The 20,788-nt window shown below is 42.8% G+C and carries 24 protein-coding genes; 21 read left to right on the forward strand and 3 right to left on the reverse strand.

The features are described from left to right. Window positions 1–11 precede the first annotated feature (11 nt). From DXB15_RS03120 to ilvA, 11 genes are all read left to right on the forward strand, one after another. Window positions 12–221 (forward strand): hypothetical protein, encoded by a 210-nt coding sequence (locus DXB15_RS03120; protein ID WP_118701994.1) that lies wholly within the window; start codon window positions 12–14, stop codon window positions 219–221. A 169-nt stretch (window positions 222–390) separates the two neighbouring features. Then, window positions 391–663: a helix-turn-helix domain-containing protein gene (locus DXB15_RS03125; protein ID WP_118701995.1), complete on the forward strand. Its 273-nt coding sequence runs from the start codon at window positions 391–393 to the stop codon at window positions 661–663. Window positions 664–755: 92 nt separating this feature from the next. After that, entirely contained in the window at window positions 756–1,073 is a 318-nt protein-coding gene (locus tag DXB15_RS03130) for a hypothetical protein (protein WP_187119638.1), read from the forward strand. After that, a complete protein-coding gene (locus DXB15_RS03135) occupies window positions 1,070–1,327 on the forward strand; it encodes a hypothetical protein (RefSeq protein WP_118701996.1) in 258 nt (85 codons plus the stop codon). Before DXB15_RS03130 ends, DXB15_RS03135 begins: the two co-directional genes overlap by 4 nt. A gap of 172 nt (window positions 1,328–1,499) precedes the next feature. Continuing rightward, on the forward strand, window positions 1,500–2,357 hold the full coding sequence (locus tag DXB15_RS03140; RefSeq protein ID WP_118701997.1) for a patatin-like phospholipase family protein: 858 nt from the start codon (window positions 1,500–1,502) through the stop codon (window positions 2,355–2,357). A 114-nt stretch (window positions 2,358–2,471) separates the two neighbouring features. Further along, a complete protein-coding gene (gene plsX / locus DXB15_RS03145; RefSeq protein WP_118701998.1) occupies window positions 2,472–3,482 on the forward strand; it encodes a phosphate acyltransferase PlsX in 1,011 nt (336 codons plus the stop codon). Between the two features lie 21 nt (window positions 3,483–3,503). After that, window positions 3,504–3,731, forward strand: a complete 228-nt coding sequence (gene acpP, locus DXB15_RS03150) for an acyl carrier protein (RefSeq protein ID WP_109216114.1) — start codon at window positions 3,504–3,506, stop codon at window positions 3,729–3,731. 85 nt (window positions 3,732–3,816) lie between these two features. Next, a complete protein-coding gene (rnc, locus tag DXB15_RS03155; protein ID WP_118701999.1) occupies window positions 3,817–4,509 on the forward strand; it encodes a ribonuclease III in 693 nt (230 codons plus the stop codon). Between the two features lie 62 nt (window positions 4,510–4,571). Beyond that, on the forward strand, window positions 4,572–8,141 hold the full coding sequence (gene smc / locus DXB15_RS03160; RefSeq protein ID WP_118702000.1) for a chromosome segregation protein SMC: 3,570 nt from the start codon (window positions 4,572–4,574) through the stop codon (window positions 8,139–8,141). A gap of 152 nt (window positions 8,142–8,293) precedes the next feature. Continuing rightward, on the forward strand, window positions 8,294–9,241 hold the full coding sequence (ftsY, locus tag DXB15_RS03165; protein ID WP_109216117.1) for a signal recognition particle-docking protein FtsY: 948 nt from the start codon (window positions 8,294–8,296) through the stop codon (window positions 9,239–9,241). 1 nt (window position 9,242) lies between these two features. Continuing rightward, a complete protein-coding gene (gene ilvA / locus DXB15_RS03170; protein WP_109216129.1) occupies window positions 9,243–10,454 on the forward strand; it encodes a threonine ammonia-lyase in 1,212 nt (403 codons plus the stop codon). Between the two features lie 334 nt (window positions 10,455–10,788). On the opposite strand, the gene DXB15_RS03175 is transcribed toward ilvA, so the two are convergent. From DXB15_RS03175 to DXB15_RS03185, 3 genes are all read right to left on the reverse strand, one after another. Continuing rightward, window positions 10,789–11,577: an amino acid ABC transporter ATP-binding protein gene (locus DXB15_RS03175; RefSeq protein WP_109216118.1), complete on the reverse strand. Its 789-nt coding sequence runs from the start codon at window positions 11,575–11,577 to the stop codon at window positions 10,789–10,791. 15 nt (window positions 11,578–11,592) lie between these two features. Continuing rightward, the gene (locus DXB15_RS03180; RefSeq protein ID WP_109216119.1) at window positions 11,593–12,276 is read right to left on the reverse strand and encodes an amino acid ABC transporter permease; all 684 of its coding nucleotides are present in this window, start codon (window positions 12,274–12,276) and stop codon (window positions 11,593–11,595) included. 291 nt (window positions 12,277–12,567) lie between these two features. Next, the gene (locus DXB15_RS03185) at window positions 12,568–13,413 is read right to left on the reverse strand and encodes a transporter substrate-binding domain-containing protein (RefSeq protein WP_118702001.1); all 846 of its coding nucleotides are present in this window, start codon (window positions 13,411–13,413) and stop codon (window positions 12,568–12,570) included. A 441-nt stretch (window positions 13,414–13,854) separates the two neighbouring features. Between DXB15_RS03185 and ylxM the strand changes: the two genes are divergently transcribed. From ylxM to DXB15_RS03240, 10 genes are all read left to right on the forward strand, one after another. After that, window positions 13,855–14,199 carry a YlxM family DNA-binding protein gene (gene ylxM, locus DXB15_RS03195; protein WP_118702002.1) on the forward strand — a complete coding sequence of 115 codons (345 nt, stop codon included), beginning with the start codon at window positions 13,855–13,857 and terminating at the stop codon, window positions 14,197–14,199. A 2-nt stretch (window positions 14,200–14,201) separates the two neighbouring features. Continuing rightward, a complete protein-coding gene (gene ffh / locus DXB15_RS03200; protein ID WP_109216123.1) occupies window positions 14,202–15,557 on the forward strand; it encodes a signal recognition particle protein in 1,356 nt (451 codons plus the stop codon). Between the two features lie 50 nt (window positions 15,558–15,607). Further along, the gene (gene rpsP, locus DXB15_RS03205) at window positions 15,608–15,853 is read left to right on the forward strand and encodes a 30S ribosomal protein S16 (RefSeq protein WP_109216124.1); all 246 of its coding nucleotides are present in this window, start codon (window positions 15,608–15,610) and stop codon (window positions 15,851–15,853) included. A gap of 21 nt (window positions 15,854–15,874) precedes the next feature. Next, window positions 15,875–16,105: a KH domain-containing protein gene (locus DXB15_RS03210; protein WP_109216125.1), complete on the forward strand. Its 231-nt coding sequence runs from the start codon at window positions 15,875–15,877 to the stop codon at window positions 16,103–16,105. A 54-nt stretch (window positions 16,106–16,159) separates the two neighbouring features. After that, on the forward strand, window positions 16,160–16,669 hold the full coding sequence (rimM, locus tag DXB15_RS03215; RefSeq protein WP_118702003.1) for a ribosome maturation factor RimM: 510 nt from the start codon (window positions 16,160–16,162) through the stop codon (window positions 16,667–16,669). 3 nt (window positions 16,670–16,672) lie between these two features. Beyond that, window positions 16,673–17,407, forward strand: coding sequence for a tRNA (guanosine(37)-N1)-methyltransferase TrmD (trmD, locus tag DXB15_RS03220; RefSeq protein WP_118702004.1), 735 nt, complete (start codon window positions 16,673–16,675; stop codon window positions 17,405–17,407). A gap of 280 nt (window positions 17,408–17,687) precedes the next feature. Further along, window positions 17,688–18,041, forward strand: coding sequence for a 50S ribosomal protein L19 (gene rplS / locus DXB15_RS03225; RefSeq protein WP_109217035.1), 354 nt, complete (start codon window positions 17,688–17,690; stop codon window positions 18,039–18,041). A 388-nt stretch (window positions 18,042–18,429) separates the two neighbouring features. Further along, window positions 18,430–19,014 (forward strand): signal peptidase I, encoded by a 585-nt coding sequence (lepB, locus tag DXB15_RS03230; protein WP_118702005.1) that lies wholly within the window; start codon window positions 18,430–18,432, stop codon window positions 19,012–19,014. 32 nt (window positions 19,015–19,046) lie between these two features. Continuing rightward, a complete protein-coding gene (ylqF, locus tag DXB15_RS03235; protein ID WP_109217033.1) occupies window positions 19,047–19,898 on the forward strand; it encodes a ribosome biogenesis GTPase YlqF in 852 nt (283 codons plus the stop codon). A gap of 1 nt (window position 19,899) precedes the next feature. Then, the gene (locus DXB15_RS03240) at window positions 19,900–20,661 is read left to right on the forward strand and encodes a ribonuclease HII (RefSeq protein ID WP_118702006.1); all 762 of its coding nucleotides are present in this window, start codon (window positions 19,900–19,902) and stop codon (window positions 20,659–20,661) included. Window positions 20,662–20,788: the final 127 nt, after the last annotated feature.

A 20,788-nucleotide genomic window follows, 5' to 3' on the forward strand; every position in this document is an offset into this window, starting at 1 on the left:
GGTATTAATAAATGCATGAAGCAATAGAAAATGAAAAAGGAGTGGAGCAGATGTGTCGTGAAATGGAAGAAATCCGTCATGAAGGTGTCGAGGAAGGACGTTTGGCTGAAAAGAAAGATACAGCGAAAAGTTTGTCTAACGCTAGTATGCCTGTGGAGAAGATTGCTCAAATTTTGAAAGTAGATGTGCAGGCAGTTCGAGAATGGCTGTTAAAAGATTAGACAGGATTTTAAACTGATGGTTCAATGCATTTTTTGCCCTATCCATATATAATATATTAAGTTAAAGGTGTAGCCTCATCGAAAAAAATATCTGGAACTATTTCCAGAAAAGTGTTACACTAATAGAACATCATGTTTCGGGATGGAGAAGATTACGGAGGTATCAAAAATGCAACCAATGTACGTATCAATTCAACAAAAAGAAACAGGTAATCGTATCAAGAGATTACTGAAAGAGAATGGTTACACGGTCAAAGATGTTCAGGGAGCCATGGGATTTGAAAATCCACAGGCTGTATACAAATGGCTGGCTGGCAGATCGTTACCAAGCATTGACAATTTCATTATTTTAAGCAGATTATTGCACACCAATATAGAAGATATCCTCGTCATTGACGGGGATATTGTTCGTTTATGGAGTTATTACATTGTTTTTATATAAACTAACAGTTTAGTGACAAAAATTACCCAGATGATATACTGACAATCAGATCAGCACATATAAAAAGTATGGAATGATTGGGAGGTATATTCATGACGAATTTTTGGAAATTGAAGGATTTCAGACCATTTTCGGTTTTGTATGCATACATTGATCATGAAGATTATCTGGCAGATGCATTATTTATACAGGAACAGATTCAGGTGCGATTTTTGCAAGAAATGGTGAAAGAGGGAACCCCATATCGCATTGTTTTTTGCAAAGTTAGGAAGAAAGAATGTGTAAGATTTGAAAAAGTATTAGAAAAATTACCGGATAAAATGCTTTTATGTGGTCATACCGATTATATGGATATTTGCAAAGAGATTACAGGGGTAATTCAAAATGGAATGGAGGAAAACGTAGCATGAAAAAATATATATCATTAGATAAGCGCAGCAAGAAGGCGCAGAAAAAATATTACGCAGGATTTCGACGCACCTGGGATGGTTTGAATCCTGTAATCAGAACAATGCCAAATGGAAAGGCATACAACCGAAAAAAGGATAAGGAAAAAATGCGAAAAATCGACTGTTTATCGGAAAATAGATATACAGTCGATTTTTTTATGAAAACATTTATGGAAAATCGTTCATTGACATCTGTTTTATCTCTGATAAAATAGGATAGACATTAATAATTAATTCACAAAGTGAATTTACTTCCGATTTATAGAATGCTGGCACAATAGATTAACAGAACGATTGACTGGTAGATTAACAAAGCGTTGTGTCTTAAAAATTGTTTTATAAGCAGCGTTCTATAAATGTTGAGAGAATGAAAAGGTGACAGAACATATGAGCAAAATAGGATTAATTGTAGAAGGCGGTGGGATGAAATGCGCTTACAGTGCAGGTATTCTGGATGCTTTTATAGATGAAGATATTACATTTGACTATGCAATCGGTGTATCAGCAGGGTCTGCCAATGTGGCATCTTTTTTGGCAGGTCAGCGTGGTCGTAATCTTCGATATTATACGGATTGGATCAAAGATCCGGGATATTTTGGCATAAAGAGTTTTATCAAAACCGGGAATTTGTTCGGCTTGCAGCACATTTATGGCGATATGACCAATTCTACCGGTGTGGATCCGATTGACTTTCCGGCAATCTGTGCGAATCCGACAGAATACTGGATCGTTGCGACAGACGCGTCAACCGGAAAACCGGTGTATTTTCCGGGAAGTGCCATGAAACAGGATGATTACCGCTGCATTATGGCTTCCTGTGCATTGCCGGCAGCATGCAAACCGATTGAAATCGATGGAAAACTGTATTATGACGGCGGCGTGACGGATGCGATTCCGGTACAGCGTGCCCTGGATGACGGCTGTGACAAGATCGTTGCGATTTTATCAAAACCGAGAAGTTTTGTGAAAAAACCGGAGGGTATGCGTTTCTTATACAGCAGAATGTGCCGTAAATTCCCGAATACAGTAAAAGCGCTGGATAACCGTCATATCATGTATGGCAAATGCCAGAAGCAGCTGTTTGATCTGGAGAAGGAAGGCAAGGCATTTATTTTTGCACCGAGCAACCCACCGAAAATGAGTACATACACCATGGATCGGGAAGTAGAGCAGCAATTATATGATCTTGGAATGAAGGATTTTCATGATGGCGAGGCTCAGTTGAAAACTTTTCTTACAGTGTAATATTTACTGAAAAAACGGGAAAAAGTTTTACATCTGGATAAGAAAAATCGGTTGATTTATACATAGACATAGTGTATATTTTTTAGTGGATGGACAAGAGACGGAGGAAAAAGTATGAGCGAAACAGTCCGCGTAGTAGTGGATGCCATGGGCGGCGATAACGCACCGGGAGAAATCGTAAAAGGTGCCGTGGAAGCAGTTCAGGCAGAAAATGATATCAAAGTATTTCTGGTAGGCAGACAGGATGCTGTCAATGCAGAACTTGAGAAATACACATATGATAAGGAAAAAATCGAAGTCGTACATGCCGAGGAAGTCATTGAGATGGCAGAGCCGCCGGTAAATGCGATTCGTAAGAAGAAACAGTCATCTCTGGTAATCGGAATGAATATGATTAAGCATCAGGAAGCAGATGCCATTGTGACCGCAGGAAGTACCGGAGCAACTTTGGTTGGAGGTCAGGTACTGGTTGGAAGAATTAAAGGCATTGAGCGTCCGCCATTGGCGCCGTTAGTTCCGACAGAGAAGGGAGTTTCACTTCTGATTGACTGTGGAGCAAACGTGGATGCGCGTCCGTCACATCTGGTGCAATTCGCCCAGATCGGATCTATTTATATGGAGAACATTGTCGGAATTAAGAATCCGAGAGTGGCGATCCTGAACATCGGAGCAGAAGAAGAAAAAGGCAATCAGCTGGTGAAGGAGACATTCCCACTGCTGAAAGAATGTCCTGGTATTAATTTTATCGGAAGTATCGAAGCACGCGAGATTCCACATGGTGGCGCAGATGTTATCGTCTGTGAGGCATTCGCGGGAAATATCGTACTGAAACTGTACGAAGGTGTGGCAGCAACGTTACTTTCCAAGGTAAAAGAGGGACTAATGTCATCTCTCCGGTCTAAAATTGGAGCACTTTTGATTAAACCTGCATTAAAACAGACACTGAAGTCCTTTGATGCCTCCCAGTACGGTGGAGCTCCTCTGCTTGGACTGAATGGTCTGGTGGTCAAGACACACGGCAGTGCGAAGGCAAGTGATGTGAAGAATTCCATTCTTCAGTGTGTGACCTTCAAGCAGCAGGACATTAATGGTAAGATCAAAGAGCATATTATTGTAGAAAAATAACAGGGAGGGAGGATTTGCGTCATGGAATTTGATAAAATTAAAAATATCATCAGTGAAGTGTTAAGCATCGATGCTGACGGTATTACAGAAGAGACTACTTTTGTGGATGATCTTGGAGCAGATTCCTTGGATATTTTCCAGATTATTATGGCAATCGAGGAAGAATTTGAGATCGAGATTCCGACAGAAGAAGCAGAAAAAATTACAACTGTTGGCGATGCTGTAGAGCAGATTAAGAAAGCATTGTAAGAATCAGTATAACAGGAAAATGGATGCTGTTGCAGTGAGTATTTTTGCAGCAGCATCCATTTGTGGATTAAACAGGAGGAAGAATATGGAACAGATCAAAGAGTTTCAGGAGAAAATCGGTTATCAGTTTCAGCAGGAAGGCTTGCTTCGTCAGGCTTTGACACACAGCTCCTATGCCAATGAGCATCGGATGAAGAAATTATCCGACAACGAGCGTCTGGAGTTTCTGGGTGATGCAGTACTGGAAATTGTAACCAGTGACTTTTTATATCATGAGCATACAGATGTACCGGAGGGAGAACTGACCAGAGTGCGTGCAAGCATTGTATGTGAGCAGACATTGGCTTTTTGTACCAGAACACTGAACCTGGGAGATTATCTTTTCCTTGGAAAAGGTGAGGATCAGACCGGTGGCAGAAAGAGAAAATCTATTTTGTCGGATGCATTTGAGGCAATTATCGGAGCTATTTATCTGGATGGTGGTTTTGCTAATGCAAAAGAGTTTATTCACCGTTTTGTGCTGAATAATGTAGAGCATATGCAGCTCTTTTATGATAGCAAGACTATCCTGCAGGAAATCGTGCAGGGAGATGAGCATAGCGGAAAGCTGGAGTATGTGCTGGTAGATGAGAGTGGTCCGGATCACAACAAGAACTATACCGTGGAAGCCCGCATTGGAAATAAGAGCTACGGCTGCGGGGAAGGTCATACAAAGAAAGCAGCAGAACAGGAAGCTGCATATCAGGCAATTCTGGCGCTGAGAAAGAAGGACAAGTAAGGGATACACGCAGAATCAAAGGTGAGATTTTGAACGTATCGAAAGAGTAAACGGAGGAATGTATGTATCTTAAATCAATCGAGGTACACGGTTTTAAATCCTTTGCCAATAAAATTGTATTTGAGTTTCATAACGGAATCACCGGTATTGTAGGGCCAAACGGCAGTGGAAAAAGTAATGTTGCGGATGCGGTGCGTTGGGTGCTTGGTGAGCAGAAAGTAAAACAGCTGCGAAGTTCCAGTATGCAGGACGTTATTTTTGCAGGAACGGAGAACCGCAAACCGGTTAGCTTTGCCTATGTGGCAATTACGTTGGACAACTCCGATCACAAACTTCCGCTGGATTATAATGAAGTGACAGTGGCACGACGGGTATATCGTTCCGGTGAGAGTGAGTACCTGATTAACGGCACACAGTGTCGTTTGAAGGACGTGAATGAGCTTTTTTATGATACCGGTATTGGTAAAGAGGGGTATTCCATCATCGGTCAGGGACAGATTGATAAAATCCTGAGTGGAAAACCGGAAGAACGTCGGGAATTGTTTGACGAGGCAGCAGGAATTGTAAAATTCAAGCGCAGAAAAGCAACGGCGTTGAAAAAACTGGAAGACGAACAGCAGAATCTGGTGCGTGTCAACGATATTTTATCAGAGTTGGAACGTCAGGTAGGACCGCTGGAGCGTCAGGCAGAACATGCCAAAATTTATCTGAAGAAAAAAGAAGAATTAAAAGACTGTGATCGAAACCTGTTTTTGATTGAGATGGATCGTATGAATACCGAACTGCGGAAATTAGAGCAGAAATGTGGCATCACGGAGCATCAGCAGAAGGAAACGACACAGAATTTTGAAAAAGCAAAGACCAGATACGAAGAACTGGAAGAAAATGTTGCAAAAGCGGATGAACGGATCGGTGAACTGCAGCAGCGCATGAACGAGACTGGTGTTTCCAGAGAAAAACTGGAAGGTCAGATCAACGTACTGCGGGAGCAGATTCATACGGCACAGCAGAATGAAGAACATGTGAAGAGCCGTATTGAAGCATTGGAAGCAGACGTGGAGCGTCAGCGCAGATCCGGTGAAGAATATAGCAGCAAACAGGCAGAACTGGAAGAAAAAATCCGGGAGACGGAGCAGAAAAAGGCAACTTTGACGGAACGTCTGGAGAATCTGCGAAAAGAAACGACCGCTATGGAGCAGCAGATCGAAGATGGCAAAGCAGAGATTTTACATCTGTTGAATGCCCGTGCTTCTATGAAAGCAGAGCAGCAGCGTCTGAAAACGATGCAGGAACAGGCTTCCATCCGCCGGGCGCAGTTAAATAAAGAACTGCTGGAACAGAAAAGCGGCGGAAATGATGTCAGTGGCTTGCTGCAAAAGCAGGAAAAAGAGCTGGCTGAATTAAAAGAAAACATCGCTTCCATGGAAGAAGAAAAAGCTTCCATGGAGCAGAAACGAAGCAACTGGCGGCAGCAGTTTGAGGAATTGCGCGGAAAGATGGATCAGTGCAAGGAAGAGTTCCACAAGGATAGTTCCAGACTGGAATCCCTGCGCAATATTGCGGAACGTTATGACGGCTATGGAAACAGTATTCGCCGCATTATGGAGCGCAAGGCGGATACACCGGGCATTCATGGTGTCATTGCTGATCTGATCAAGGTGGACAAGCGGTATGAGACAGCTATTGAAACTGCTTTAGGCGGAAGTATCCAAAATATCGTAACTGATAACGAGGATACGGCCCGCCAGATGATCGAATATCTGAAGAAGAACCGTTATGGCCGTGCCACATTTTTACCATTGACCAGTGTGTCTGCACCGGAACATGTGCAGGCGGAAAAAGCACTTGGCGAAACAGGGGTTATCGGAATTGCAAGCAGTCTGGTGCATACGGAGCCACAGTACGAAGGCGTTGCCGGACATCTGCTTGGACGTGTGCTGGTAATGGATACCATTGAGCATGCAGTGAATGTGGCACGAAAATTTTGCTATTCTCTGCGTATTGTGACGCTGGAGGGTGAGTCTCTGCAGCCGGGCGGTTCCATGACAGGTGGTGCGTTCCGTAACAACAGCAATCTGCTTGGAAGAAATCGTGAGATTGAAGTGCTGGAAAAACAGATTGCAGAATGTAAGGAACGAGCGCAGGAAATCCGCAGTCGTATGGAAGATGTCAAGACTGCAAATGCGCTTTTAAAAGATGATTATGAGGAACTGCAGGTCAATCTGCAACAGGCATATTTACATAAAAATACATTGGAAATGGAAACCGGGCATATTCGTGAGCAACAGGAGAAACAGGAAGCAGCTTACACCGGTATTCATGAAGAAATCGCAAAAATTGATGCAGACAAAAAATCATGGACGGCAGAGCAGGAACAGATGGCAGAGCAGATGCAGCTGTCTGTTGATCAGGAAAAAAATATCAATGAGCAGAACAAAGAACTGTCACAGCAGGTAGAAAATAAAAACTTGGAAATCGAGAGTATTTCGCAGGATTTGAATGAGATTTTATTGGAGATTGCTCAAAAACAGCAGCAGAAATCCTTCCAGCAGCAGAATATCCAGCGAATCGCGGAGGAAATCCGCCGTCTGGAACAGGAAAAAGCGCAGATTTTGCATGACAGTGCCAACAGTGAATCTGTCATTGAAGAACGGGAAGCCCAGATCAGACAGCTGCAGGAGCAGTCAGAAGAGACCGTTCAGCAGAAGACAGAACTGGATGAAAAGTTAGCTGCTATCCGTGGGGAAAAAGAGACGATGCTGGCAGAACAGAAAACTTTCTTTACCCAGCGGGAAGAACTCTCCCAGATTATGAGCAATCTGGACAAAGAGATGTTCCGACTGAACCAGCAGAAAGAAAAGACGGAAAATGCACAGGAATCCCTGAATAACTACATGTGGGAAGAATATGAGATCACCTATCATGCGGCAAAAGAGCAGGAAGTTCCGGAAGAGATCAATGTATCGGATCTGAAAAAACAGATCGCAGAGATCCGAAACGAGATCCGCAAGCTTGGAAATGTCAATGTCAATGCCATTGAGGAGTACAAGGAAGTTTCCGAGCGTTATGAGTTCTTACATGCACAGCATGCGGATCTGGAGGAAGCAAAAGCAAGTCTGGAGAAGATCATTACGGATCTGGATGAGGGAATGCGTAAGCAGTTTGCAGAGAAATTTGCGGATATTCAGACAGCGTTTGATAAAACCTTTAAGGAGCTGTTTGGCGGCGGAAAAGGTTCTCTGGAACTGACCGGCGAGGAAGAAACCAAGGATATTCTGGAATGCGGCATCCGAATCATTGCACAGCCGCCTGGAAAGAAACTGCAGAATATGATGCAGCTTTCCGGCGGAGAGAAAGCGCTGACCGCCATTGCGCTGCTTTTTGCCATCCAGAACTTAAAACCGTCACCGTTTTGTCTGTTGGATGAGATTGAGGCGGCGCTGGATGATTCCAACGTTGACCGTTTTGCAAATTATCTGCATAAGCTGACAAAAAATACACAGTTTATTGTCATTACCCACCGACGTGGAACAATGACGGCGGCAGACCGTCTGTATGGTATCACCATGCAGGAGAAAGGTGTGTCTGCACTGGTTTCTGTAAACCTGATTGAAAAAGAATTGGATGCATAAGAATTCAAAGTAAGAGTGTCAAGAGCATTTCTGGATTTGAAGTATTGCAAAGTACGATTGTTTTTTTTGTGAGAAAATAATTTGCAGATAATTATTATAAGAACGAACAAAGAAAATTTGATTTCAACTATATTTGAGGGAGGAAGAGACGTATGGCAGAAGGAAAAGAGAAAAAAGGCTTTTTTAAGCGTTTAGTCAGCGGACTGACTAAGACCCGTGACAATATCGTGTCCGGATTTGATTCTATTTTTAGCGGATTTTCCCATATCGATGACGATTTTTATGAGGAATTAGAAGAAATCCTTGTCATGGGTGATATCGGAATCCGTGCCACAGAGGAAATTATCGAAAATCTGAAGCAGAAAGTAAAAGAAAACCACATCAAAGAACCGGCAGACTGCCGGGAGCTGCTGATCAACAGTATCAAAGAGCAGATGTATGTGGGTGATACTGCATATCGTTTTGAAGAAGAAAAATCCGTTGTTCTGGTAATCGGTGTAAATGGTGTTGGAAAGACAACAACCATTGGAAAATTAGCCGGAAAACTGAAAAACCAGGGCAAAAAAGTAATTTTGGGTGCTGCTGATACCTTCCGTGCCGCAGCCGGAGAACAGCTGACTGAGTGGGCAAACCGTGCTGGCGTAGAAATCGTTGGTGGACAGGAAGGATCTGATCCGGGATCTGTCGTATATGATGCGGTACAGGCAGCGAAAGCCCGTAAAGCAGATGTGTTATTGTGTGATACCGCAGGACGTCTGCACAACAAGAAAAACCTGATGGAAGAGCTGAAGAAGATCAACCGTATTCTGGAAAAGGAATATCCGGAGGCATATCGTGAGACATTAGTAGTCTTGGATGCCACCACCGGACAGAATGCGCTGGTTCAGGCAAAGCAGTTCAGTGAAGCTGCCGAGATCACAGGTATTGTTTTGACCAAGATGGACGGAACTGCCAAGGGAGGTATTGCCGTTGCAATCCATTCCGAACTTGGCATTCCGGTAAAATATATTGGTGTAGGAGAGAGCATCGATGATCTGCAGAAATTTGATGCGGATCAGTTTGTAGATGCGTTGTTTCAGAAGGAGAGCGTAAATGAGTGAAATGTTGACACTGGATCGTTTTGAGGAAGCCAGTGAAATCGTCAAAAAAGTAACACAGGAAACAAAGCTGGTTTACAGTGAGTATTTAAGTGAGCAGACCGGCAATAAAGTATATCTGAAACCGGAAAACATGCAGTTTACCGGCGCATACAAAGTACGTGGTGCTTATTACAAGATCAGCACACTGTCAGAGGAAGAACGTCAGCGTGGTCTGATCACTGCATCCGCAGGAAATCATGCACAGGGTGTGGCTTATGCTGCAAAACGTTATGGTGCAAAGGCAACCATCGTAATGCCGACCACAACACCGCTGATCAAAGTAAACCGTACTAAGAGCTATGGTGCAGAGGTCGTTCTGTACGGAGATGTATACGATGAGGCTTGTGCAAAAGCATACGAGCTGGCAGAAGAGCACGGATATACATTCATCCATCCGTTTGATGATCCGGCAGTAGCAACCGGTCAGGGAACTATCGCAATGGAGATTTTCCAGGAACTTCCGTTAGTAGAGTATATTCTGGTGCCGATTGGTGGCGGCGGACTTGCAACCGGTGTATCCACACTGGCAAAACTGTTAAATCCGAAGATCAAAGTCATTGGTGTAGAGCCGGCGGGTGCAAACTGCATGCAGGCATCTCTGGAAGCTGGAGAAGTAGTAACATTACCGCAGATAAATACCATTGCAGATGGTACTGCTGTAAAAACTCCGGGAACTAAAATTTTCCCATATATTCAGGAAAATCTGGATGACATCATTACTGTTCACGATGATGAGCTTATTGTAGCATTCCTTGATATGGTAGAGAATCATAAGATGATCGTAGAAAATTCCGGTCTGCTGACAGTAGCAGCACTGAAACATCTGAATGTGAAAAATAAACGGGTTGTATCTATCCTGAGTGGTGGAAATATGGATGTTATCACCATGTCTTCCGTTGTACAGAAAGGTCTGATCCTGCGTGATCGTATCTTTACCGTATCCATTCAGCTTCCGGATAAACCGGGTGAACTGTGCAGAGTTGCAGGTGTTGTAGCAGGCGTACAGGCCAATGTGATCAAACTGGATCATAACCAGTTTGTATCATCCAACAGAAATGCGGCTGTAGAGATTCGAATCACGATGGAAGCATTTGGTACAGAACATAAGAAACAGATTATTGCGGCACTGCGCGAAGCGGGTTATGATCCGAAAGTGATTCAGGCGGTTTTATAAGTTCCGGTTCGGGTAATTGTGTGGTTTAAAAAATTGAGTTAGTGAAGGCGCCAGTCATCAATCTTACCTTTGCAGCTAACAATCGCTTGCCAAGGAAAGATTGTCTGACTGGCGCCATTTACGTTTTGTGAATTATAAACCATACAATTTGGCGGGCTGGCCGCTTTGCGGTGGCACGAAGTGCAGGGTGGCGTAAAAATTTACAAAATTCACTGTGTAGATAAAGAACTCCTGGAATTTTTTCTCAAGGAGCGATTGCTAGCGACTGAGACAAAATTCCAGGAGTTCCTATAAAAACCTAAATAGTAAATTTTAAGCCACCCTAAACAAGATTTTAATCGTTTTCGTGGAACCGGGACAAAAACTGCCGTGTTCTCTCTTCCTTCGGATGCTCAAATACCTGATAAGGATCACCTTGCTCAAGTATATACCCATCATCCATGAAAATAACCTGATCTGCCACATCCCGGGCAAATGCCATCTCATGTGTTACAATTACCATAGTTGTTTTGGTTTCTGCCAGTTCTTTGATAACTTTCAATACTTCGCCAGTCAGCTCCGGGTCAAGAGCAGAAGTCGGCTCATCAAAGCACAGAATATCCGGCTGCATCGCCAGTGCACGGGCAATCGCAACACGCTGACATTGTCCACCAGACAGCTGATGCGGGTAGTTATTGATTCGTTCGGAAAGTCCCATCTGTTTTAAAAGTCCGACTGCCTGAGTTTCGATTTCATCATGGATTTCTTTTTTACGAGCTTTATAATCCGGGCGTTCTTTTGCAAGTAGCTCCTTTGCAAGCATAACGTTTTTCAGCGCAGTATATTGAGGAAAGAGATTAAAGGACTGAAAAACGAGACCGAAATGCAGACGGTTTTTACGAATTTCCGCATCCTGCATGGTAACCGGATTTGCTGCATCAAAAACGGTTTTATCTTTGACACGGATAATTCCCTTGTCCGGGTGCTCTAAAAAGTTCAGACAGCGCAGGAGCGTTGTTTTTCCACTTCCGGAAGAACCAATAATAGAAAGTACCTGGCTTTCTTCCAGAGAAAAGCTGATATCTTTCAGTACTTCGGTCTGCCCAAAGGATTTGCATATATGTTCTGTCTCTAAAATTTTCATGATCAGTTTCTCCTTTTATCTGAAATAATCCAGTTTCTTTTCTAATTTTCCAAGTACCACTGTCAGAATACCGTTGAAAACGAGATAGTAGATAGCGGTGAAGAACAGTGGCCAGATCTGTCCGGAAATACCCTGAGATCCTTTCATAAATGCCTGTCCTGCCCAGATGATTTCCTGCAGTGCAATGATACGTGCAAGAGAAGTATCTTTTACCAGTGTCAGGATTTCGTTTGACATTGGCGGAATGATTCTTTTTACCATCTGTAATAATTTAACCCGGAAGAAAATCTGGGATTTTGTCATGCCCAGAACCAGGCCGGCTTCTTCCTGTCCTACCGGTACGCTCTGAATACCACCGCGGTAGATTTCGGAGAAGTAGCAAGCGTAGTTCAAAATGAAGGAGACGGATGCTGCGAGGAAACGGCCGGTTTCGCCGCCGCCCCAGATTGGGTTATGTAATACGAGTCCCGGGAAAAAGTAGATGATCAGTAACTGGATCATCAGAGGGGTACCGCGGACAACCCAGATCAGAAGTTTAAAAAAGGCACTGACCGGTTTGATGCGGGACATGGAACCGAAACAGATTGCAAGACCAAGCGGACATGCACCGATTAGGGTGATTGCAAAAAGTTTTAATGTCTGTAAAAAGCCGACGTTTAAGGAATGAATGACGATCGGCAGCTGCTGTGAAAAATCCATGATAGTTCCTGCTTTCTCTAAGTATTTTGGTACAGCTCACGTATCATATATTATATGGATCACGATCAGGCTTGTATGAAGAAGCCTGTGAACTGTATATTTTTATGCGCAACAAAGAGCGGAAACTCCGCTCTCTGTCTTAAATTAAAAAACACTATTTATTTTTACAAATCTCAACAAACAAATATTTCTCAACAAAACAAGTATTTAACCGAATAGAGCCACGAAGTGGTATTTGGTTATGAGCAAGTAGTATAAGCGAATTGCGAATATCCGCTGGGCTAAACAGGATTATTTCTGCTCAACAACTGCAGCCTGTACACCGTATTTTTCAGCAATCTGCTCCATGGAACCGTCAGCATAGCTGGATTTGAAGAAGTTGTTTAATTCTTCTGTCAGGTCAGAACCTTTTCTGAAACCAACACCATATTCCTCATCGTTTAAGCCGATGGTGTATGTCAGGTTTGCATAACCGGTACCTTCACCAACCATTGCGGCAGCCATCAGGGAATCGATGATAGCAGCATCGGAAGTACCTGCGGCAACTTCCATTAATGCGTCAGACTGAGCAGTTACAGCTGTGTAATTTAAGCCAAGTTCCTGAGCCTGTGTTTCACCGGCACTTCCGGACTCAACTGCAAATGTCAGGTCTTTTAAACTGTCTGTATCCTGATACTGGTCAGCAACATCAGAAGGAACAACGACTACCTGCGCATTGTTGCAGTAAGCGTTTGTGCAGGACATGGAGCTTGTTACTTCATCGGTTAATGTCATACCGTTCCATACACAGTCGATTGTTTTGCCATCTAACTCAAGGATTTTGTTATCCCAGTCAATTTCTACAAATTCAACATCAACGCCAAGGCTTTCAGCAAAAGCAGATGCGAGATCAGCGTCAAATCCGATCCAGTTTCCGTTTTCATCCTGATAATCCATCGGCTCAAAGTCTGTGATACCTACAACTAAAGTACCTTTGTCTTTGACATAAGCCAGATCGCTGTCTGTGCTTTCTGCTGCGGCAGAAGTGTCTTTGCTGTTATCTGCGGAAGCAGATCCGTTGCTGTTTGTATTTCCGCATGCAGCCATGGAAGCTACCATACCTGCAGCAAGAACGAGTGCTAATAATTTCTTTTTCATCTTTTTTCTCTCTCCTCTGGTAATTCTTTGTGTGAACATGCTACCATGTTATCAATTTACCATGCTAAAGTCAAGGGAAAAATGAAAAAGTTTTACAAACCATTCATTTTATTGACGATATTTGTGTGAAAAGCTATAATTATAAGAAATCCCGAAATCTACACATGTGGAACGTATGGAAGAAAACTTTAATGTGTTTGATTTTACATTATCCGAAGATGATGTGAAAATAATACAGGGCAGGCATTTAAATATACGGGCAAGTATATATTAGTGTCTGTCCTTTTTTGCTGAAAAGATAATCTTAGTAGAGGTAGAAACACATGTGTTGGAATTGAGTACAATTTATGTACAGGGAATATTTGAAAAAATTATATAAGTGTAAAGAAAAAATACTTGACAGGGTAAAACAAGTGTGGTAATCTAGCAAAGGTGATTGACATGGAGAAAATTGGACGTCAGGTCTTTTTGTATGATTTTTATGGAGAATTGCTCACGGAGCATCAGAAACATGTATATGAAGATGTTGTGCTGAACGATATGTCCTTAAGCGAGATTGCTGAGGAATTGGGAATCAGTCGTCAGGGGGTACATGATCTGGTAAAAAGATGTGATAAGATCCTTGCCGGTTATGAAGAAAAGCTTCATCTGGTAGAGCGGTTCTGGAAGACAAAAGAAGATGTTTCCAAGATTCGTGATCTTTCGCTTCATTATAAAGAGGACTGTATTGCACAGATAATGGAGGAGATCAATCAGATCTCCGGACGGATTTTGGAGGAATTATAAGTATGGCATTTGACAGCTTATCCGAAAAACTGCAAAACGTATTTAAGAACCTGCGAAGCAAAGGTCGCCTGACGGAAGCAGATGTAAAGGCTGCACTGAAGGAAGTTAAGATGGCTTTGCTGGAAGCGGATGTAAACTTTAAAGTAGTAAAGCAGTTTGTGAAATCTGTACAGGAACGTGCGATTGGTGCAGATGTAATGAATGGTCTGAATCCGGGACAGATGGTAATCAAGATCGTTAACGAGGAAATGGTTAACTTGATGGGTTCAGAGACAACGGAGATCAAACTTCGTCCGGGACAGGCGACAACGATCATTATGATGGTTGGTCTTCAGGGTGCCGGTAAAACAACGACAACTGCAAAACTTGCAGGAAAGTTCAAACTCAAAGGAAAGAAACCACTTCTGGTTGCCTGCGACGTTTATCGTCCGGCTGCAATCCAGCAGTTACAGGTCAACGGTGAAAAACAGGGCGTGGAAGTATTTACCATGGGTGACGGACACAAGCCGGTCAACATTGCAAAAGCAGCGGTAGAGCATGCGGCAAAGAACGGCAACAACATCATCATCCTTGATACAGCCGGCCGACTTCATGTAGATGAAGATATGATGGACGAGCTGATCGAGCTCAAAGAAAATGTGGATGTCGCACAGACCATTTTGGTGGTAGATGCCATGACCGGTCAGGACGCAGTCAATGTGGCAAGCACCTTTGATGAAAAAATCGGAATCGACGGTGTGATCCTGACAAAATTAGATGGTGATACCCGAGGCGGTGCAGCACTTTCCATTCGTGCCGTAACCGGAAAACCAATCCTGTACGCAGGTATGGGTGAGAAACTTTCAGATTTGGAACAGTTTTACCCGGATCGAATGGCTTCCCGAATCCTTGGTATGGGAGATGTGCTTACTCTGATCGAGAAAGCGCAGGCGGAGATCGATGATGAGAAAGCTGCTGATATGGAAAAACGTTTCCGGAAAGCAGAGTTCACATTTAACGATTATCTGGATTCCATGAGCCAGATGAAGAAAATGGGTGGTTTCGCAAATGTCTTAAGCATGATGCCGGGCATTGGCGGCGCACAGATGAAACAGATTGAAGATGCGATGGATGAGAAGAAGATGGCGCGAATTGAAGCGATCATTTATTCCATGACTCCGGCGGAGCGTGGGGATCCAAACCTGATCAATCCAAGCAGAAAACGTCGTATTGCGGCTGGTGCCGGTGTGGATATCAGCGAAGTCAACCGACTGGTAAAACAGTTTGAGCAGGCACGCAAGATGATGAAACAGATGCCTAACATGATGGGCAAAGGTAAACGTGGCGGTAAATTTGGAAATTTCAAGTTTCCTTTTTAACCATATAGCGCGTATGCGCAGTGAAGTAGAAATTTGAGGAGGTGAAACACATGGCAGTTAAAATCAGATTAAGAAGAATGGGACAGAAAAAAGCTCCTTTCTATAGAATCGTAGTAGCAGATTCCAGAAGCCCGAGAGATGGTAGATTCATCGAGGAGATCGGATATTATGATCCGACTAAAGAGCCGTCTGAGATCCGCGTAGACGAGGAAGCAGCTAAAAAATGGTTAGCAAACGGAGCACAGCCTACACAGACAGTTGAGAAAATTTTAAAAACAGCTGGTATCGAGAAATAATAGATTAGTGAGGGAAACGTGATGAAAGAATTAGTAGAAGTAATTGCAAAATCACTAGTCGACAATCCTGAGGAAGTTACTGTAACAGAGACAGAGAAAGACCGGGCAACCGTTCTGGAACTGCATGTTGCACAGGCCGACATGGGAAAAGTGATCGGTAAGCAGGGCAGAATTGCGAAAGCAATCCGTTCTGTTGTGAAAGCTGCCGCATCTCGCGAGGAAAAAAAAGTTATCGTAGAGATCGTACAGTAAAAAGGCGACAAGGGACATGGTGTTAAGCTATGTCCCTTTTTTGAAAGGGAGAACATGGAAGAATTTTTACAGGTAGGTGTGATTTCAAGCACACATGGAATCGCCGGGGAGGTCAAAGTATTTCCTACCACGGATGATGTAAAACGTTTTAAAAAACTGAAAGAGGTCATTTTAGACACCGGAAAAGAACGGATGACACTTCATATCTGCCAGGTGAAATTTTTTAAACAGATGGTAATTCTGAAGTTCAAGGAGTTTCAGAACATCAATGAAGTGGAGCGTTTTCGCGGAAAAAGTCTGTATGTGACACGGGAAAATGCGGTGAAACTGCAGAAAGATGAATATTTTATCGCGGATATGATCGGTATGCGCGTGTTTTCCACAGAGGGCGAGGAACTTGGTACACTGACAGATGTGCTTCAGACCGGAGCAAACGATGTTTATGTGGTAGAACAGGAAGGTGCACAGCAGTTATTACTTCCGGCTATCAAAGACTGTATCCGTGACATTGATATGGAACAGATGGTGATGACCGTTTATCTGATGCCTGGACTGAGGGATTAATCGATGAGATTTCATATTTTGACATTATTTCCTGACATGGTGATGCAGGGATTGAATACGAGTATTATCGGAAATGCCATTGAGCAGAATCTGATTGAAATAAATACAATTAATATCCGTGATTTCACAAAGGATCGTCATAAAAAGGTGGATGATTATCCGTATGGCGGCGGTGCTGGCATGGTGATGCAGGCGCAGCCGATTTACGATGCCTGGAAAAGCATTGTGGATCAGGTAGGCTATCAGCCGCGCTGTATTTATCTGACTCCGCAGGGACGGGTGTTTGAGCAGGGCATGGCAAAGGAATATGCCAAAGAAGAGGATCTGATCTTTTTATGCGGACATTATGAAGGCGTGGATGAGCGTGTGCTGGAAGAAATCGTGACAGATTACGTGTCCATTGGCGATTATGTGCTGACTGGAGGAGAACTGCCTGCCATGGTTATGGTAGATGCGATTTCACGTATGGTTCCGGGTGTACTGACCAATGAAGAATCCGGTTCTACGGAGTCGTTAGAAGGCGGTCTGCTGGAGTATCCGCAATACAGCCGTCCGGCAAAATGGAATGGAAAAGAAGTGCCGAAGGTGCTGCTTTCCGGCGATCATAAAAAGGTGGAAGCATGGAGACATGAGCAGTCGGTATTGCGTACACTGCGCAACCGACCGGAGCTTTTGGAGAATGCAGAACTTTCCAGAGCGGATGTGAAGCAGATTTTAAAAGAATTAAAAGAAAAATAGACAATTTTTGCTGAATAGGTAAGGATTGAAAGAAAAAAGAAGATGTCAGCTTGCGCTGACCAGAATCACGCACCAAGTCTCACGTGCGTTCGACTTGAATAAAAGCAGTTCCTGCAAAAAAGTTGATGCATGGATTGCGAAAAATACAATAGAAATGCAGCAATTTGTGTTGCTTTTTATAAATAAGTATGGTAAACTATCATACGTTGTGAATTAAAGAAGAGATGGTCCTCTGTTACGTAACGTATTAAGAACATCCAAATAACAGGAGGTCACAAGAATGAACGCAAATGAAATTATCAAAAGCATCGAAGCTGAGCAGCTGAAAGCTGAAGTACCGGAGTTTTCCGTAGGAGATACAGTTCGTGTATCTGCAAAAATCAAAGAGGGTAACCGCGAAAGAATTCAGGTTTTCGAGGGTACTGTATTAAAGAAACAGGGCGGAAGCAACCGTGAGACATTTACAGTTCGTAAATTCTCCAACGGTGTTGGCGTAGAGAAAACTTGGCCATTACACTCCCCGAACGTAGAGAAAGTTGAAGTTGTTCGTTACGGTAAAGTAAGACGTGCAAAACTTTACTATTTAAGAGACCGTGTAGGTAAGAAAGCTAAAGTTAAAGAGTTAGTAAAATAATCTGCTTTAGAATGCTGAATGATGATAATCCTCTGAATGATGCCTTGCATCTTCAGGGGATTTTTTCGATTACAGGATAAATGGTGTGCTGGTACAGGTTCAATGGCGAGAGAATATAAAAGCACATTTTTTGATTTTTATAATAAAGAAATGTGCTATTGAAAAGTTTTTTATTTGAGTGATAGCACACTTCCTTGATTTTATTGCAGTATTTTCCTATTTATAGGGTGTTTGAAAGAGATGTTTTCTGTTACAATAAAAATGCATGTGCAGATTGTAATGCTTCTTAGAAAGATATACGATGATAGGAACTTACATTGAGTAGAAACATATAGCGAGTTTCGCACATGTTTGACTTGAAATTGGTCTGAAAGGAGATAATCTAATTATGACAGTGTTTCGAACAGGAGGATTGAATTTCCGAAGAAGACGCAGAAAAATGAAAATATCGACGGCAAAAGGAATTCTGTTGTGGATTGTAGAGATTTTTATTGTTCTGCTGCTTGCCTTTGTGCTGGTATACTGTGCCGGTATGAGAGTCAGTGTAGTGGGAAATTCTATGGAATCGACATTAAGCGATGGCAGTGTTGTGCTAGTTAACCGCTTTGTATACAATATAAAAGAACCGAAAGCAGGAGATGTGATTGTCTTTCTGCCAAACGGAAATGAGAAGAGTCACTACTATATTAAAAGAGTGATCGGAATTCCCGGCGATAAAGTACAGATCAAAAATGGCCTGCTGTATGTCAATGGCGAACTGTATGATGTGGAAGACACCGAAACCATCAAAAATGCAGGTCTGGCAGAGGATGAAATCACGGTTGGAGAAGATGAATATTTCGTTCTTGGTGATAACCGTAACAGCAGTGAGGACAGTCGTTATGCCAATATCGGAAACATAAAAAAGGAATATATTCAAGGAAAAGCCTGGTTTGTGGCAAGACCTTTTAATAAAATGGGAAAAATTAATTAGTAGTTTTTAGTGGATGCAAAAGGAGAAAAAATATGAATTTTCAGTGGTACCCGGGACATATGACGAAGGCAAAACGCCAGATGCAGGAAGATATCAAGCTGATCGATCTGGTGATCGAACTGGTGGATGCAAGAATTCCGCTCAGCAGCAGGAATCCGGATATTGATGATCTTGGAAAAAATAAAGCACGTCTGATTTTATTAAACAAGTCAGATCTGTCCGATGAGAGAAAAAATGAGGCATGGGCTTCTTATTTTAAAGCAAAGGGATTTTATGTGGTAAAACTGGATGCACGACGCAGAAACAGCATGAAGGAAATCCAGAACGTCATTCTTGAAGCATGTAAGGAAAAAATTGAGCGCGACCGCCGCAGAGGAATCAAAAACCGCCCGGTTCGTGCCATGGTTGTGGGAATCCCGAACGTGGGAAAATCTACATTTATCAATACCTTTGCCGGAAAAGCATGTGCAAAGACCGGAAATAAACCAGGTGTGACAAAAGGAAAACAGTGGATCCGTCTGAACAAAGATGTGGAGTTGCTGGATACACCGGGTATTTTGTGGCCGAAATTTGATGATCAGATGGTTGGACTCCGTCTGGCACTGATCGGTTCTATTAAAGATGAAATTTTGAATATTGATGAACTTTCTCTGGAACTGATTTCTTACTTGAAAGAAAATTATGCAGGTACACTGACTGCCCGTTATGAGGTAGAAGAAAATGTGGAGCGTCCGGTGGAAATTTTGGAAGCGATCGCACAGAAACGTGGCTGCGTACAGCGTGGAAATGAGATTGATTACAGCAAAGCAGCAGCACTTGTCATCGATGATTTCAGATCCGGACGTCTGGGACGCATTACACTGGAACTGCCGGAGGCGAACTAAGATGGAAGTCAGAAAAATCGGTGAGATTAAAGAAGAATTAAAGGCAACAACGGAGACAGAATTACAGCAGTTTATTCAGAAATACAGTACAGATGAGCGTGCTGGTGTAAAAACAGTTGTAAATCAGGCACAGAAACGCCTGGAAAAATATGAAAAAGAATTGTTGCGTATTGATGCGCTGAAAATCTATGAGCGCAAATATGCAGATTATGCATTTATCTGCGGCATTGATGAGGTTGGACGTGGACCGCTGGCAGGTCCGGTGGTAGCCGGTGCAGTGATTCTGCCAAAGGATTGTAATATTTTGTATATCAATGATTCCAAGAAACTCAGTGAGAAAAAGAGAGAAGAGCTCTACGATGTGATCATGGAACAGGCAGTGGTTACCGGTATTGGTATGGCATCTCCGGCGCGCATTGATGAGATTAATATTTTGCAGGCGACCTATGAAGCAATGCGAGAGGCAATCAGTAAATTAGATCCACAGCCGGATTTGCTTTTGAACGATGCGGTGACAATCCCTGAGGTAGATATTTATCAGGTTCCGATTATCAAAGGTGATGCAAAAAGTATCTCCATCGGTGCAGCAAGTATTATTGCAAAAGTGACCAGAGACCGGTTGATGGTGGAATACGATAAAGTGATGCCGGAGTATGGCTTTGCATCAAATAAAGGCTATGGATCTGCGGCTCATATTGCGGCATTGAAGAAATATGGTGCTTCGCCGATTCACAGACAGAGTTTTATACATAACTTTATTTAAATTTTATTCAAAAATTTATCTCATATGAGAGGATTTCTTCTTTTATAAGTGGTGATCAATAGCAGATATATGTCAATAAGAGTACAATTGTTTGTTATTTGCATTTATAAAGAATCAGAAATTTTCT

The organism is Roseburia sp. OM02-15, assembly GCF_003481835.1.
GTDB classification, from domain to species: Bacteria; Bacillota; Clostridia; order Lachnospirales; family Lachnospiraceae; genus Eubacterium_I; species Eubacterium_I ramulus_A.